General features: G+C 57.8%; 18 protein-coding genes. 11 read left to right on the forward strand and 7 right to left on the reverse strand.

Features of this window, described 5'->3' with window-relative positions; genetic code table 11:
• Positions 1-115 precede the first annotated feature (115 nt).
• The 11 genes from eno to MSNKSG1_RS04010 all read left to right on the forward strand — a co-directional run bounded on the left by eno (position 116) and on the right by MSNKSG1_RS04010 (position 9,592).
• Positions 116-1,408: a phosphopyruvate hydratase gene (gene eno / locus MSNKSG1_RS03960; RefSeq protein ID WP_008937953.1), complete on the forward strand. Its 1,293-nt coding sequence runs from the start codon at positions 116-118 to the stop codon at positions 1,406-1,408.
• A gap of 192 nt (positions 1,409-1,600) precedes the next feature.
• Positions 1,601-1,873 carry a septum formation initiator family protein gene (locus MSNKSG1_RS03965; protein WP_008937954.1) on the forward strand — a complete coding sequence of 91 codons (273 nt, stop codon included), beginning with the start codon at positions 1,601-1,603 and terminating at the stop codon, positions 1,871-1,873.
• A 51-nt stretch (positions 1,874-1,924) separates the two neighbouring features.
• On the forward strand, positions 1,925-2,641 hold the full coding sequence (gene ispD / locus MSNKSG1_RS03970) for a 2-C-methyl-D-erythritol 4-phosphate cytidylyltransferase (protein WP_040886629.1): 717 nt from the start codon (positions 1,925-1,927) through the stop codon (positions 2,639-2,641).
• Positions 2,642-2,668: 27 nt separating this feature from the next.
• A complete protein-coding gene (ispF, locus tag MSNKSG1_RS03975) occupies positions 2,669-3,148 on the forward strand; it encodes a 2-C-methyl-D-erythritol 2,4-cyclodiphosphate synthase (protein WP_008937956.1) in 480 nt (159 codons plus the stop codon).
• Positions 3,145-4,188, forward strand: a complete 1,044-nt coding sequence (truD, locus tag MSNKSG1_RS03980; RefSeq protein WP_040886630.1) for a tRNA pseudouridine(13) synthase TruD — start codon at positions 3,145-3,147, stop codon at positions 4,186-4,188. Before ispF ends, truD begins: the two co-directional genes overlap by 4 nt.
• Positions 4,189-4,209: 21 nt before the next feature.
• Positions 4,210-4,980: a 5'/3'-nucleotidase SurE gene (gene surE / locus MSNKSG1_RS03985; RefSeq protein ID WP_040886631.1), complete on the forward strand. Its 771-nt coding sequence runs from the start codon at positions 4,210-4,212 to the stop codon at positions 4,978-4,980.
• Positions 4,977-5,633, forward strand: a complete 657-nt coding sequence (locus MSNKSG1_RS03990) for a protein-L-isoaspartate(D-aspartate) O-methyltransferase (protein WP_008937960.1) — start codon at positions 4,977-4,979, stop codon at positions 5,631-5,633. Before surE ends, MSNKSG1_RS03990 begins: the two co-directional genes overlap by 4 nt.
• A gap of 86 nt (positions 5,634-5,719) precedes the next feature.
• Positions 5,720-6,607, forward strand: coding sequence for a DUF368 domain-containing protein (locus tag MSNKSG1_RS03995; protein WP_008937961.1), 888 nt, complete (start codon positions 5,720-5,722; stop codon positions 6,605-6,607).
• A gap of 209 nt (positions 6,608-6,816) precedes the next feature.
• Positions 6,817-7,635 (forward strand): peptidoglycan DD-metalloendopeptidase family protein, encoded by an 819-nt coding sequence (locus tag MSNKSG1_RS04000; protein ID WP_008937962.1) that lies wholly within the window; start codon positions 6,817-6,819, stop codon positions 7,633-7,635.
• Between the two features lie 199 nt (positions 7,636-7,834).
• The gene (gene rpoS, locus MSNKSG1_RS04005; RefSeq protein WP_008937963.1) at positions 7,835-8,821 is read left to right on the forward strand and encodes an RNA polymerase sigma factor RpoS; all 987 of its coding nucleotides are present in this window, start codon (positions 7,835-7,837) and stop codon (positions 8,819-8,821) included.
• A 195-nt stretch (positions 8,822-9,016) separates the two neighbouring features.
• Positions 9,017-9,592, forward strand: coding sequence for a chalcone isomerase family protein (locus tag MSNKSG1_RS04010; protein ID WP_008937964.1), 576 nt, complete (start codon positions 9,017-9,019; stop codon positions 9,590-9,592).
• Between the two features lie 56 nt (positions 9,593-9,648).
• Here the strand turns inward: MSNKSG1_RS04010 and nth are convergent, their stop codons facing one another.
• Genes nth through rsxA form a run of 7 tightly spaced genes read right to left on the reverse strand, consistent with a single transcriptional unit; the run spans position 9,649 to position 15,781 of the window.
• Positions 9,649-10,287 carry an endonuclease III gene (nth, locus tag MSNKSG1_RS04015; RefSeq protein WP_008937965.1) on the reverse strand — a complete coding sequence of 213 codons (639 nt, stop codon included), beginning with the start codon at positions 10,285-10,287 and terminating at the stop codon, positions 9,649-9,651.
• A gap of 27 nt (positions 10,288-10,314) precedes the next feature.
• Positions 10,315-11,034, reverse strand: coding sequence for an electron transport complex subunit E (locus MSNKSG1_RS04020; RefSeq protein ID WP_008937966.1), 720 nt, complete (start codon positions 11,032-11,034; stop codon positions 10,315-10,317).
• 1 nt (position 11,035) lies between these two features.
• The gene (gene rsxG, locus MSNKSG1_RS04025; RefSeq protein ID WP_008937967.1) at positions 11,036-11,707 is read right to left on the reverse strand and encodes an electron transport complex subunit RsxG; all 672 of its coding nucleotides are present in this window, start codon (positions 11,705-11,707) and stop codon (positions 11,036-11,038) included.
• 3 nt (positions 11,708-11,710) lie between these two features.
• The gene (gene rsxD, locus MSNKSG1_RS04030; RefSeq protein WP_040886633.1) at positions 11,711-12,763 is read right to left on the reverse strand and encodes an electron transport complex subunit RsxD; all 1,053 of its coding nucleotides are present in this window, start codon (positions 12,761-12,763) and stop codon (positions 11,711-11,713) included.
• 21 nt (positions 12,764-12,784) lie between these two features.
• Complete coding sequence (gene rsxC, locus MSNKSG1_RS04035) at positions 12,785-14,605, reverse strand: electron transport complex subunit RsxC (RefSeq protein WP_008937969.1); 1,821 nt, start codon at positions 14,603-14,605, stop codon at positions 12,785-12,787.
• A complete protein-coding gene (gene rsxB, locus MSNKSG1_RS04040; protein ID WP_008937970.1) occupies positions 14,605-15,183 on the reverse strand; it encodes an electron transport complex subunit RsxB in 579 nt (192 codons plus the stop codon). Before rsxB ends, rsxC begins: the two co-directional genes overlap by 1 nt.
• 16 nt (positions 15,184-15,199) lie before the next feature.
• On the reverse strand, positions 15,200-15,781 hold the full coding sequence (rsxA, locus tag MSNKSG1_RS04045) for an electron transport complex subunit RsxA (RefSeq protein WP_008937971.1): 582 nt from the start codon (positions 15,779-15,781) through the stop codon (positions 15,200-15,202).
• Between the last annotated feature and the right edge of the window lie 7 nt (positions 15,782-15,788).

Consider the following 15,788-nt stretch of genomic DNA (forward strand, 5'->3'; position numbering starts at 1 on the left):
CTTGGGCTCCGCCATCCATGGCTCCGCACAGTTTTGGAAAGTCATCTCCCACCTGCTCTTTGCCCGATTACAAGTCATAACCGTTCAGATATAGAAAACGTGGAGAATCAGTCGAATGACCAAGATTGCTAACATCAAAGCCCGTGAGGTTCTGGACTCCCGCGGTAACCCGACCGTGGAAGCGGACGTTATCCTGGAAGACGGTACCCTTGGCCGTGCCTGTGCTCCCTCTGGCGCCTCTACCGGTTCCCGCGAAGCTCTGGAGCTTCGGGATGGCGATGCGTCCCGTTATCTGGGCAAGGGTGTGCTCAAGGCAGTTGAGGCGGTAAACGGAAAGATTCGCGAGGCGCTGACGGGTAAAGACGCGGCGGACCAGCGCGCTCTCGACCAGATCATGATTGACCTGGATGGTACCGAGAACAAGGCCAACCTGGGTGCCAATGCGATTCTGGCGGTTTCCCTGGCGGCTGCCAAGGCTGCAGCCGAGGCCCTTGGCAAGCCACTGTATGAGCACATTGCCGACGTGAACGGAACGTCTGGCAAGTTCTCCATGCCGGTTCCGATGATGAACATCCTGAACGGCGGTGAGCATGCTGACAACAACGTCGACATTCAGGAGTTCATGGTCCAGCCCGTTGCTGCCAAGAGCTTTGCCGAAGCGCTTCGTGTGGGTGCCGAGATTTTCCACAGCCTGAAGAAAGTTCTGAAGGCCCAGGGTCTGAATACCGCAGTGGGTGACGAGGGAGGTTTCGCCCCGAACCTGCCGTCGAACGAAGCCGCGCTGGCAGCCATCAAGGAAGCGGTAGAAAAGGCCGGATATGAACTGGGTAAAGACGTCACCCTGGCGCTGGACTGTGCCTCTTCCGAATTCTATAAAGACGGCCAGTACCAGTTGTCTGGTGAGGGCAAGAGCTTCGATTCCGAAGGCTTTGCCGATTATCTGGCGGGTCTTTCCGAGCGCTACCCCATTGTTTCCATCGAAGACGGCATGGACGAGAGCGACTGGGATGGCTGGAAGGTGCTCACCGACAAGCTGGGCAGCAAACTGCAGTTGGTAGGTGATGACCTGTTTGTGACCAACACCAAAATCCTCAAACAGGGTATCGACAAGGGTATCGGTAACTCCATCCTGATCAAGTTCAACCAGATTGGCAGTCTGACCGAGACTCTCGACGCCATCAAGATGGCTCAGGATGCCGGTTACACCGCGGTGATCTCCCATCGTTCAGGCGAAACCGAGGACACCACCATTGCCGACCTCGCCGTTGCGACCTGTGCGGGCCAGATCAAAACCGGCTCCCTGTGCCGTTCTGACCGTGTTGCCAAGTACAACCAGTTGCTGCGAATCGAAGAGGCACTGGAAGGCAAAGCGCCTTATCGCGGCCTGAGTGAAATAAAGGGGCAGTAAAGCGCCAATGACCCGAAAACTTCCGGTTTTCGGGTAACAAAATGTTAAGGCCATCGCGTTCCGGGTGAAAATTCGGACACGATGGCCTTTTTGTACAACCAGTTAGAACAATTTGTTGCTAATCTACTCTAGGGTCTATACTCAACACTCATCGCTGGTTTGCTGGCTGGTTAAAATTTATACGGGATCGAGATGAAAACGCTCTGGGCAGTCATGGTTGTGCTCATACTCCTGCTTCAGGTTCGCCTGTGGGTCGGGGAGGGCAGTTTTGCGCAGGTGTGGTCCCTCAAGAATGCCATCGCAGATCAGCGTGCCGAGAATGCAGATCTGGCCGCCCGTAATGAGAGCCTGTATGCGGAAGTTCGCAATCTCCGCAACGAACAGGGTGCCGTTGAAGAGCGAGCCCGGATGAACCTCGGACTGATCCGCAAGGACGAAACCTTCTTCCTCGTTGTGGACAATTGATGAACTGTTGAGCACCGGGCGCTGGGTTTCCCTACCTTGTGCGAATGCCTCATGAATAAACCCAAACACTGGCTTGTCGTTCCCGCCGCCGGAATCGGCACCCGAATGAAATCGGAATTGCCTAAGCAGTACCTGATGCTGGGGCATCGGTACCTCCTCGACATCACATTGTCCCGAATACTCGACCAGTTTGAATTCGCCGGCTGTATGGTGTCCCTCAATGCGAGGGATCGTTGGTGGCAGGATACGGAAGCATCCGGCGACGACAGGGTTCAGACCTGTACCGGTGGCGATGAACGTGTGCATTCAGTATTTTCAGCATTGCACGCCCTCCAGGAACAGGCGCAGCCAGACGACTGGGTTCTGGTCCATGACGCGGCGCGCCCCTGTCTTCATTCCGGTGATCTGTCACGGTTGGTGACCGCTTTATCGGATCACCCGGTGGGAGGCTTGTTGGCCGCGCCGGTGGCCGATACGCTCAAAAAGGCGGATGGTGGCGAGCCGGCCCGGGTGGACACGACCGTAGACAGGCGTCATCTCTGGCGCGCGCTAACCCCTCAGATGTTTCGTTTCGGCGCACTCACCCGTGCTCTGGAGCAATGTCTCTCCCGGGGGTACAGCGTGACGGACGAATCTTCTGCACTGGAACTGATGGGCGACAGACCGGTTCTGATTGAAGGGCGACCGGATAACATTAAAATCACCGTACCGTCGGATCTTGCGCTGGCCAGTTTCATTCTGGAGCGGCTGTCGACGGACTCCGCCTGAAACGGATTCCTTTTATCGGAGATCAACATGCGAATTGGTCAGGGCTTCGATGTCCATGCCTTCTGCGATGGCAGTGTTGTGACGCTTGGCGGCGTCCAGATTCCCCATGAAAGAGGGCTGAAGGCGCACTCTGATGGTGACGTTCTTCTGCACGCCCTCGCCGATGCTTTGCTGGGAGCCGCAGCGCTCGGAGACATCGGACACCTTTTTCCGGATACCAGTGACGAGTGGGCCGGTGCCGATAGCCGGGGTCTGCTACGCCGCGTCGTTGAGCGTGTTCGTGAGGCGGGATTCGCGGTCGTCAACGTCGACACCACGATCATTGCGCAGGCTCCGAAAATGGCGCCTCACGTAGAGTCCATGCGAATGAACATTGCCGAGGACCTGGGGGTCTCCGTCAGCCGGGTGAGCGTCAAGGCGACCACCACCGAGCGGCTTGGCTTTACCGGGCGTTCGGAGGGCATTGCCTGCCAGGCTATCTGCCTGCTTGAACCGGGGGCTCTGTGAACGACAGCGGTTCTGCTCCCGGACACTGGCGATTGGACTGGCCGACCTCTTCAGGCCGAGCCGGGCGGGCAAGGCTGAAATGTTTTCCCGAGGACTTCCGCGTGGACGAGCATCTTGGGGATGCAGGCGGGCTTGCGGGAGAGGGTGAGCATCTTTATCTCTTGCTTGAAAAGGTTGGCGATAACACCGACTACGTGGCCCGCACCCTTGCCGGCCTGGTCGGTTGCCGTGCATTCGATGTCGGATATTGCGGTCTCAAGGATCGTCACGCCGTCACAACGCAGTGGTTCAGCCTTTACCGTCCGGGAATGGAACAGGATGATGCGGCCCTGATTGAACGTATTGGGGAACACTGGCGGGTGCTGTCGGAGACCCGGGCGCCGAAGAAACTCAGGCGGGGAGACCATGCGGGCAACCGATTCACGATTGTGCTTCGAGCGGTCTCTGGCGATCGGCGCTCCCTGGATGAGGCACTCTGTCGTTTGCGGGACAGGGGAGCGCCAAACTATTTTGGGCCGCAACGGTTCGGAAGGGGCGGTGGGAATCTCGACAAAGCTCTGCAGATTGACCCGGCACGACTGAATCGGCGGTCAAAACGTGGCGCCAAAGGTGGCAGTCAGAGAACGAAAAACGTATTGTACTTTTCGGCAGCACGCTCGTGGCTTTTTAATGAAGTGCTGGCTGCCCGGGTGAGTGATGGCAGCTGGAGGGATCCTCTTCCGGGGGAGTCAGCCGCGCCGGTAGACGCGCCCACAGGCCCTATGTGGGGCGATGGTGGAACCGACGCCACGGGAGATCAGGAACGGCTGGAGCGCGATGTGGTCGCGCAGCATCCCGACATTGCGGCGTTGTTTTCCGCAACACGCATGAAGCCGGAACGCCGGCCGCTGGTAGCACGACCAGACAATCTGACCTGGTGCTGGCTGGCGGACGATGTGCTGGAAGTGCAGTTTCAGCTGGCACCAGGTCAATTTGCCACAACGGTTCTGGGGGATGTTCTGGAACTGGAGGACCGTAGCCTTGGTCCCGATAATCAATAAAAAACGCTAGCGGAGAACACAGTGCGCATTCTCTTGTCGAATGATGATGGTGTACATTCGCCCGGGCTCGTAGCTCTGTATGAGGGGCTTCAGGGTCTGGGGCATCTGGAAGTGGTTGCCCCTGACCGTGACCACAGTGGCGCCAGTAACGCATTGACCCTCAACCGTCCATTGACTGTCGAGACGCATCCCAACGGCTTTCGCTCGGTAGACGGGACACCCACAGACTGCGTGCATCTTGCTGTCAACGGTCTGTTCGAGCAGCCTTTCGACCGGGTTATTTCCGGTATCAATACCCACGCCAACCTCGGTGATGACATCATTTATTCGGGTACGGTAGCGGCAGCAACGGAAGGACGGCACCTCGGATTGCCTGCCATTGCGGTATCCCTGGTGAATGATGGCCACTTTCATTATGAGACCGCAGCCCATGTTGTGCGTTTGCTATTGGAGCAGCGTCAGCCCCTGGAGCTCGGTCCCCGTTCCATACTCAACGTCAACGTGCCGGACCTGCCATGGGACAGGATTGCAGGTATTCGTGTGACGCGCCTCGGCCACCGGGAGCGTGCGGAAGGTGCGGTTCCCATGACGTGTCCCCGGGGTAAGCAGCGTTACTGGATAGGAGCGGCAGGTGCCGGCGGCGACGCCGGACCCGGTACCGACTTCCACGCAGTCCGCGAGGGGTATGTGTCCATCACTCCGGTACACATTGATATGACCCGGCATGAGGCACTGATATCTCTCCGCGACTGGGTAGACGGCCTCGGCTTCGGGGGAGAAACCGATCAATGAGTGCTCAGCTCCAGGGTATTGGCATGACCTCCCGCCGGACTCGCATGCGTCTGGTTCAGCGGCTTCGGGAGGGCGGCATTGAAAACGAGCGCGTTCTGGAAGCCATTGGAAACGTTCCCCGTCATATTTTCCTGGACGAGGCGCTGGCTCATCGCGCCTACGAGGATACATCGCTCCCGATCGGGTATGGCCAGACACTGTCCCAGCCCTATATTGTCGCCCGGATGACCGAGATTCTGATGGCGCATGAGCCGGCTCGTGTGCTGGAACTCGGGACAGGCTCCGGTTATCAGACCGCCGTTCTGGCGCACCTGGTTCCTGAGGTCTGCAGTGTTGAACGAATCAGGCCACTGCAGGACAGGGCCAGGGAGCGCCTCCGACAACTGGGTTCCCGGAACGTCCAACTGAAACATGCGGATGGTGGAATGGGCTGGCCTGAGCGCGGCCCTTTTGATGGTATCGTCGTGACGGCGGCACCGATAGAAGTACCCCGGGAGCTGCTTGAACAGCTCGCTGATAACGGCGTTCTGATTGCGCCTGTTGGAGAGGAAACACAAATGCTGGTGGAAGTGATTCGCCGTGGTGATCGTTTCGAACACCGTGAACTGGAACCGGTACATTTTGTACCTCTGCTCGGGGGAGTCATCCGGTGACAGTGTCCGACACGGAGAGATCAAGTTCATCCAACCTTGACGGGGCGAACCAGCGCCCGCTCGGTGTATTCATCCGGGGTGTTGCAATGGGCGCGGCAGACGTCGTTCCCGGAGTATCCGGTGGCACGATTGCCTTTATTACCGGCATCTATTTCCGGCTGCTGGAAGCCATCAGCGCGTTGCCGGTGGCTTTCTTCCGCCACCTGGTTCGCGGCAGGCTCGGAGCCTTCTGGCGGGAGGCGGACGGGACATTCCTTGTTTGTCTCCTGGCCGGCATTCTGACCAGCGTGGTTACCCTGGCGTCTGCCATTACCTTTGCGCTGATGAATTATCCGGTACTGATCTGGAGTTTCTTTTTCGGGCTGATCATTGCCTCGGTGTGGCACGTCGGACGCCAGGTCCGTCGATATCGATGGCCACTCGCCTTGCCCCTCCTGGCTGGCACGGCAGTCGCCTGGTGGGTGACAACCCTCTCGGCAGGCCAGGTTTCACCGTCCTCCCTCGCTTTTTTCGGAGCGGGGGCACTCGCCATTTGTGCCATGATCCTTCCGGGGATATCCGGTAGCTTCATTTTGTTGATCATCGGCATGTACGCGCCGGTTCTTGGCGCTGTTAAATCCGGTGATTTCGGTATTCTGTTGCTGTTCGGTGCCGGATGCCTTCTGGGACTGCTGTCCATTGCCCGCCTGATCACCTGGGCTTTCCATCATTTCCACGATTATGTGATGGCGCTGCTGACCGGCTTCATGATTGGTGCGCTCAACAAGGTCTGGCCCTGGAAGGAGACCCTGAGCTGGCGGATCAATCATTCCGGGGATCGGGTGCCTTTAACGGAGCTTAGTGTCAGTCCCGAAACCTTTCATCAGGTGACAGGGCAAGACCCCCAGTTGCTGGTGGCGTTGGTCATGGCTTGCCTGGGACTGGCCCTGGTTCTTGGAATTGAATGGCTCGGTTCTCGCAGAAGTGTTACCTGACGCACAAAAATAATGTTTCGGACGGTAACACCCCCGGTTGGTGTGTAACTTGGATTGCGAGGGAAAATGTGCAATAAATTAGCAAGTTACTTTTAAAACTTTAGAATCTGCATCGATTCATTGTCCGTTTTATACGGATTTATTATAACTGGGGCAGTTTTATTTCTGTGAGATTCTTTCGTGGATGCTTCCACGCCGCCTGTCCGGTCATGCTTCGGTTCCCCTCCGGTACCTGCCCCTTCACTCGTGCTCTGAAAATTCTGATTCTGGGAATCGCCCTGTCCATGCTGGGGGGCTGCAACACCTCCGCCATCTATCAGGACGATCTTTATAATCCGCCGGTCTATTGGGGGCGGCACGTCGTTCAGCCCGGCGAAACCCTCTACAGCATCGCGTGGCGATACGGCAGGGACTACCGGGAACTTGGCAGTGCCAATGGCATCGGCCCACCCTGGACCATCGAAGCAGGGCAGGTGCTGCGCCTGGACCTTCGCGGAACGGTCACATCCTCCGGATCATCATCGGGCCATACCGCATCAGCCAGTACTCGGCACAGACCGCCTCCGGTACAGACCCCGGCTTCAGCTCCCCGACCGAAGGTAACCCGCTCGGCTGACCGTGATGCGCCCCTGGAAAAACGGACCCAGACCGTGGCTCACGTGAATTGGCGATGGCCTCACGCTGGCACCGTAATTGCAGGTTACTCAACATCCGGTAAAGTCAACAAAGGCATTGATATTGCCGGAAAACCCGGCGAACCGGTCAAAGCCGCTGCCAAAGGCAATGTGGTCTATGCCGGGAATGGGTTGCTAGGGTACGGTAATCTGATTATTGTGAACCATAATGAGCACTATCTAAGTGCTTATGCCCATAACCGGAAAATTCTGGTGCACGAAGGGGAGGATGTAAAAGCCGGCCAGGTTATCGCTGAACTGGGAAGCAGTGGTGCGGACAGACCCATGTTGCATTTTGAAATTCGGAAAAATGGCAATCCGGTCGATCCCATCCATTATCTCCCTCCGCGTTAATTCGGCGTTTGGCAGCCGGGATGCTGCGAACAACGGCACTGACAGAAACCGCGACAGAAAAAATAACAATAAGTGACCGGCTCAAGCCGGCCAAACAACAAATGTCCTGACGAAAAAACACGAACACAGCTACACGTGTCCGCAATAAAAAGAAGTATCGGGCGTTCATACAGGATTATTGAGAGGCGGGGCAATAAACATGTCAGCTGAACAAGAAGACATCATCATTGATCGGGTAGAGGATCTGGAGGAATCAGAGGATCAGCTGCTCGCGGAAGACAAGGCGACCAAGCCGTCGGCGGGAGATGCCGAACAGGACTTCCCTACGCAAGGGCGATACTTTACGAGCCAGAAGCAGCTCGACGCCACCCAGCTTTATCTGAACGAAATTGGTTTTTCACCCTTACTGACACCGGAAGAAGAAGTGTACTTTGCGCGGCTGGCCCAGAAAGGTGAAGAGTCTGGCCGGAAGCGGATGATCGAGAGCAACCTCCGACTGGTCGTCAAAATCGCGCGACGCTATGTAAACCGGGGCCTGACGCTGCTGGACCTGATCGAGGAGGGCAACCTTGGTCTGATCAGGGCTGTGGAGAAGTTTGACCCGGAGCGGGGGTTCCGTTTCTCTACCTATGCCACCTGGTGGATTCGTCAGACCATCGAACGGGCGATCATGAACCAGACGCGGACAATCCGTCTGCCGATTCACGTGGTAAAAGAGCTCAATCTTTACTTGCGCGCAGCGCGGGAGCTGACCCAGAAGCTGGACCACGAACCGTCGGCAGAAGAAATCGCCAGGCTGGTCGACAAGCCGGTTGAAGATGTCGAGCGACTGCTGGGGTTGAACGAGCGTGTGGCATCCATGGACACACCGATCGGATCCGGCGGTGAAAAATCTCTGCTGGATACTGTGGCGGACGAGGGAGCATCGGATCCTGCGGATCTGCTTCAGGACAACAACATGTGCTCTTGTCTCGAGAAGTGGATTGATCAGCTCAGTGATAAGCAGCAGGAGGTACTGTCCCGGCGGTTCGGGCTTCGGGGTTACCCCGTAAGCACGCTTGAAGAAGTCGGGCAGGAAATCGGCCTCACTCGAGAGCGCGTCCGTCAGATTCAGGTTGAGGCATTGCGTCGACTGAGGGAAATCCTTGAGAAAGAGGGACTCTCTGGCAATCTTCTGTTCAAATAATCCTTCGCGACGTGACGTGGGAAAAAGCCGGCCAGTGCTCTGGGCCGGCTTTTCTGTTTTCATGGTGTCCAAATGAGAACCAGGTTGCGCTAAGGCCCTCGGCGACATTGCTAGAATGCGCGGACCGGGGGAGATATGGCTGTCACCTGGTACGAATGAAACACGTGAATAATAACGACTGAATAGGAAAGGACTATGAAGAAGGCTCTGTTGACAGGTGTTGCATCACTTCTGATGGCGGGGGTCCTGTCAGCCCCTGTTTCTGCACGCACTATCGAAGGTGTGGATGTGCCTGAAACCTATCAGGCCATGGGAACGGATCTGAAGCTCAATGGCGCAGGAACCCGCTCCAAGTGGTTCATGGATCTCTACGTCGGCGGTCTCTACGTTCCCCAGGCCGAAAGCGACGGGCAGGCTGTTATCGACGCCGACGAACCCCAGGCGATCACGCTCCACATCATCTCTGGTCTCATCACCAGTGACCGTATGACCGAAGCAACTCTGGAGGGCTTTGAAGCATCCACCCACGGCAACATGGCGCCGGTTCAGGACGAGATTGACCGCTTCATGGATGTCTTCAAGGACGAGATCAAGGAAGGGGATGTCTTCGATCTGGTTTACGTTCCCGACGAGGGCGTTCGCGTGCTGAAGAACGGCAAAATGAAAGATACGATCGGCGGACTGGCTTTCAAAAAGGCCCTATTCGGCATCTGGCTGTCGGACAAACCGGCCCAGGAAGACCTGAAAGAGGAGATGCTGGGTAAGCGTTGATCCCGGCAGCTAACAAGAGCCGATGTGATTCGTCACATCGGCTTTTTTGTGTCCGGTCAGAGGTAATCCCGCTTCTGCTTGAATTCACACAGGTCTTCGATAATGCAGGCGCCGCACTTGGGCTTACGCGCGGTGCAGGTATAGCGGCCGTGAAGAATCAGCCAGTGGTGAGCGTCCTGGAGAAATTCCTTCGGGACCAGTCTGAGCAGTCTGTTTTCAACCTCGAGCACGTTTTTGCCAGGCGCAATGCCGGTGCGATTCGAAACCCGAAAGATATGTGTGTCCACGGCCATGGCAGGCTGGCCGAAGGCTGTATTCAGTACAACGTTGGCGGTCTTCCGACCCACGCCGGGTAAAGCCTCGAGCGCTTCACGTTTATCCGGAACCTCACCGCCGTGTTGGTCGATCAGAATCCGGCAGGTTTTGATGATGTTCTCGGCTTTACTGTTGAACAGTCCAATGGTCTTGATGTATTCCTTCAGTCCCTCCACGCCGAGGGCCAGGATGGCTTCCGGTGTGTTGGCAACGGGAAAGAGACGGTCTGTCGCCTTGTTGACCCCCACATCGGTTGCCTGGGCCGATAGAATAACCGCCACCAGCAGTTCGAACGGGCTGGAGTAGTTCAACTCCGTGGTCGGTGAGGGGTTCGATTCCCGCAAGCGGGAAAAAATCTCTATGCGTTTCTGTTTATTCATGACGTCCGGAAGAGCTCTTTGAGTGGATCATGAGACGTTTCCGGTGACACGGACCCGTTTACTGCCGCTACTGACGGTCTCCGATGCCGTCTCTTTGGCCCGTTTTGCCTGCCGGTGATGATCGATGGCGTTTTTCAGGGCGATGAGGCAACCCAGCCCCAGGAAGGCTCCGGGTGGCAACACCATGAACAGCACGCCAGGGTAGTTTTCGAATGGACGGATCACCCAGTTCGATGCCATCGGGCCAAACAGGAGCTGCATGTCGGCAAACAGGGTGCCTTGCCCAATAAGCTCCCGCATGCCTCCCAGGACAATCAGAACGGCGAGAAATCCGAGGCCCATCATGGCGCCGTCAAGCACGGCCAGGTGCGGTGGGTTCTTGGAAGCAAAGGCATCGGCCCGTCCGAGAATGGAGCAGTTGGTGACGATCAGGGGAATGAAGATCCCCAGGATCTGGTAGAGCTCGTAGGTGTAAGCCTGCATGAGCAATTCGGCGCAGGTGACAAACGATGCGATGACCATCACGAAAGCCGGAAGACGGACCGATTCGCTGACAAAGTTCCGAATCAGGGATACGGCGAGATTGGACCCTATCAGAACCATCAACGTCGCCAAACCAAGCCCGACAGCGTTGACAACAGTGCTCGTCACGGCGAGTAGCGGACAGAGGCCCAGCACCTGAACCAGCGCCGGGTTATTGTCCCATAACCCATCTCTGACGATCTCTGCCGGAGTTTTGCTTGCCATGTCAGGATTGCCCCCTTCTCATTGAATGGCCGACCGGTCGTTCTGAAGCCCCCAGTCGGGACAGGATTTCCTTTCGGTTCTGTCGGAAATAGACCAGCGCACTCTGTACCGATTTGACGACGGCCCGGGGAGTAATGGTGGCGCCAGTGAACTGATCAAACACCCCTCCGTTTTTCTTTACTTTCCACTGTGGTGGGGGCGTATTGTTCAGAGATCGGCCATTGAATTCCATCACCCAGTCGGATTTCTTGGTTTCGATCCGGTCGCCGAGGCCGGGGGTTTCCTTGTGACGCGTTACCCGCACGCCGATCACTTTGCCCTCAAGGTCCAGCCCGACCAGCAGGTGAATGTCTCCCGAGTAACCTTCCGGGGCGATCACCGGCATGATGAAGCCGATCGGCTTTCCCTGATCCCGGGCAACCCAGACCTGAACCGGCCCTTGCGTTGCCAGCCGTTCGCTGGCGGGCAACTGGACGGTATCCCTCAACAGATCGTTATCGTGGCCACTCTCCGGAAAGATTTCGAACAAAGCACTGGCTTCTGCCCGGGCAGCCTGTTCCCGGATCTTTTCCTGTGTGAGCGCCTGGGTGACGGCGATTGAACCGCCGGTAATGATGGCAAATATACCGAGGCCAATGGCGCTACGACGAATGGACTGTGCAAGTGCGGCCATGCTTTACCCCTGATTCCTGCCCGGTACGCCACGCCGTGGCTTATGATGGCCATAGGTGCGTGGCGGCGTGTAGTGATCGATGAATGGCACGGCAAAATTCAGTAGCAGCACGCTGAACGCGACGGCATCCGGATAGTTGCCCCAGGTACGGATAATGTAAATCAGAATGCCGATTCCGGCGCCATAAATCAGCTTGCCCTGGTGACTTGTCGCTGCAGAAACCGGGTCCGTCGCAATGAAGAACGCACCGAGCATGGTGCCGCCGGCCAGCAGATGAAGGGTCAGGGGCGCGTACTGGTCGGCGTTACTGCCAAAGGCGAGACTCATAACCGCCAACCCACCCAGAAATCCGGCCGGAATGTGCCAGGTAATGATCCGCAGGAAAACAAGCAGCAACCCGCCCGCCAGAAAGGTAAGGTTCACCCATTCCCACCCTTTGGCGATTCCATCGCCGAACATAGGGTGATTCAGAACTTCCGCAGCCGTGTGTGATGCGATCTGATGTTTGTACTCATCAAGGGGCGTGGCCATGGTCCAGCCATCGACGCTGGTCTGGGAGGCGGAAAAAATACGGCCCAGGGTGTCCACGAAATCCGGCGCACCGCTGAACAGGCCGGACGGCTCTGCCCAATTGGTGGTCATGGCCACCGGGAACGAAATCAGGACCAGGGCGTAGCCCACCATGGCCGGATTAAAGGGGTTGGAGCCCAGCCCGCCATAGAGTTGCTTGGCAATGATGATGGCGGTGACCACGGCAATACCGGATACCCACCAGGGTGCAAACTGCGGCAGTGACAGGCCCAGCAGCAATCCGGTAACGGCCGCGGTGTTGTCCTTGAGAAAGAAAGCGATCGGCTTTCCGCGAAGCGCAAGGAATGCGGCCTCGGACCCCAGAGCAACGGCGATGCACCAGACGACATTGATCAGGTTGCCCCATCCGAAAAAGCCGACCTGTGCCAGCAGGCCGGGAAGCGCAGCGATGATGACCCAGAGCATGACGCGCGACGTCGGTCGGGCGTTACGGGCGTGTGGGGAAGACTGTTGAACGAATGCCATTAGAGTCGGGCCTTGGCTCGGTTAATCGGACGTCTGGTTTTCGGTGTTTCTTGACAGGGTCTGGCGGGCTTCCTGCAGGGCCTGTTCGGCCCTGGTCACCCGATCGTGGTTCTTGGCGACCGCGCGTTCAAGTTTATCGACGTTATCAGCCTGTTGTTCCTTTGCCTCATCGAGCATCCGTTGCATCGTTTCGAGTTTTGACCGGGCCTGGGTCAGCTGCTTCTCAAGGGCTTCAATATCCGGTTTGTCGTCTTGTTCCGGAGCGGGCTTTGCCTCGCCCGCCATGGCCTTTGCCTTCTTGCGTTCGAGAGCCTGCTGGACCAGCGCTGCCTTGGCCGCGCGATCATCCGTGGCGTCGCCGGTCTCCGCCGCCTGTTCAGCCTCGGCCTGTTTTCGGGCCTGGGCTTCCGCTGCGGCCTTGGCTCGCTCTTTGCGGCGCAGTTCTTTTTCTTCCTGCTCCCGTTCGAGCCTCGCTTTCCGGGCTTCGAACCGTTCACGGGCACGATCAGCCTTCAGTTGTTCGGCTCGTTGGACCCGGATTTCACCCTTCGCATAGCGGTAGTACTGAACCAGTGGTATGGAGCTTGGGCAAACGTAGGAACAGGCGCCGCATTCAATACAGTCGAACAGGTTAAGGTGTTCGGCTTTCTCGAATTCCTCGGACTTCGAATACCAGAACAGTTGCTGGGGCAGAAGCTCCATCGGGCAGACTTCGGCGCATTGGCCGCAACGGATGCACGGTTGTTCCGTTGGCGGATCGGGAAGCTCTGCAGCAGTCGCCGCAATGATGCAATTGGTCGTCTTGGTAACGGGGACCGCCGTTGTGGTCAGCGTATATCCCATCATCGGGCCGCCGAGCACCAGACGATTCAGTTTTTCCTCGTCGACACCGGCCTTTGTCAGCAGGTGTTCGATGGGGGTGCCAATCCACGCTTCGTAGTTTCCCGGCTCCCGCAAGGCATCACCGGTGACCGTCACGATTCGCGAAATCAGTGGCGTATCTTCAAACAGTGCCCGTGCCACGGCCACGGCGGTGCCAACGTTCTGGCACATCACGCCGATGTCGGCGGGAATCCCTTCATTGGGAACCTCCAGGCCGGTCAGAATCCGGATCAGCTGCTTTTCGCCTCCCGACGGGTATTTGGTCGGGATCACTGCAACCTCGATCTGGGTTCCTTCGCAGGCGGCCCTGATGGCTTCGATGGCTTCGGGTTTGTTGTCTTCAATGCCGATGACGCAACGCTCCGGGCGCAGGATCCAGGCCATGACCTTGAGGCCAGCGACGACCTTGGTCGCTTTCTCGCGCATCGTCATGTCGTCGGCCGTGATGTAGGGCTCGCACTCCGCGCCATTCAGGATCAGCGTGTCGACCTTGCGATCCTTGGGTGGCCGCAGTTTGATGTTGGTCGGGAAGCCCGCACCGCCCATGCCGGAAATGCCAGACTCCCGAATCCGCTCAAGAACCGCCTCCCGCTCCAGCCTCCGGTATTCGGTAATCGGCTGACGTTCCCGCCACTGATCCTCACCGTCGGGTCTCAGAACAATGCACCAGTCATTCAGGCCGGATGGATGAGGCACTGGCTGTTCAGTGATGCTCTCAATGATGCCGGAAGTGGGGGCATGGACGGGTACGCCGATGCCACTGCGGATATCCGCCAGTTTCTGGCCCTTGAGCACTCGCTCACCCACCTCGACCAATGGCTCCGCCGGTTCGCCAATGTGTTGCTGAAGCGGCAGGACAAGTAACTCGGGAACGCCTGCGTCCCGGATGGGAGTGCGGGTTGACTGATGTTTGTTTTCGGCCGGGTGGATGCCACCGGCAAAGTCCCAGAGCTGTGTCATCAGGCGCTTACCCCCTGACGGTCGGTCGCAATAATGTCGGGCTCGGGCGGTGACCAGGTCCAGGTGCGGATGTCCGGCTCAACGGTGACCATGTCGATACAGTCTACGGGGCAGGGCTCGACACAGAGGTCGCAGCCGGTGCATTCACTCTCGATCACCGTGTGCATGTGCTTGGCTGCCCCCAGGATGGCGTCCACCGGACATGCCTGAATGCACTTCGTACAGCCGATGCATTCGTCCTCCCGGATAACAGCGACACGCTTGGCCTGCTCCTCTCCATGCTCGGCATCCAGCGGTTCCGGCTCGACGTCGAGCAGGTCGGCCAGGGCCTTGATGGTGGCTTCGCCCCCGGGCGGACACTTGTTAATGGATTCGCCATTGGCGATGGCTTCGGCATAGGGGCGACACCCCGGGAACCCGCACTGGCCACACTGGGTCTGGGGCAGGAGCGCATCAACCTGGTCTACCAGGGGATTGCCTTCAACCCGGAAACGCTCGGAGGCAAAGCCGAGCAACCCCCCGAACACAAGGGCCAGGGCCAGCAGAACGACAACGGCGATGATAATGCCAGTCCACATAACAACCTACGCTCCGTCAGACGGTGACCAGACCGGTAAAGCCCAAAAACGCCAGTGCCATCAACCCCGCCGTTACCATGCCAATCGCCGCTCCCCGGAAGGCAACTGGTACGTCAGCAACCGCGATGCGTTCCCGCATGGCTGCGAACAGTACCAGAACGAGGGAAAAGCCGAGAGCCGCACCAAATCCGTAGAGAACGGATTCGACGAAGTTGTTGTGCTTGTTGAGATTCAGGAGGGCGACCCCGAGAACAGCGCAATTCGTTGTTATCAGGGGCAGAAAAATGCCGAGTACCCGGTAAAGCAGGGGGCTGGTCTTGCGCACCACCATTTCGGTGAACTGAACCACGACCGCGATGACCAGGATAAACGTGATCGTCTTCAGGAAGGCCAGGTCCAGCGGCGCAAGCAGGTAGGTGTAGGCGAGGTAACTGCATACCGATGACAGCGTCAGCACAAATGTGGTGGCCAACGACATGCCCATGGCGGTTTCCAGCTTCCCGGACACGCCCATGAACGGACAGAGGCCCAGGAACTGCACCAGCACAAAGTTGTTCACCAGGATAGTACTGACCAGGATCAGCAAATACTCTGTCATCGGATCT

It is taken from the genome of Marinobacter santoriniensis NKSG1 (genome assembly GCF_000347775.1).
Taxonomy (GTDB): domain Bacteria; phylum Pseudomonadota; class Gammaproteobacteria; order Pseudomonadales; family Oleiphilaceae; genus Marinobacter; species Marinobacter santoriniensis.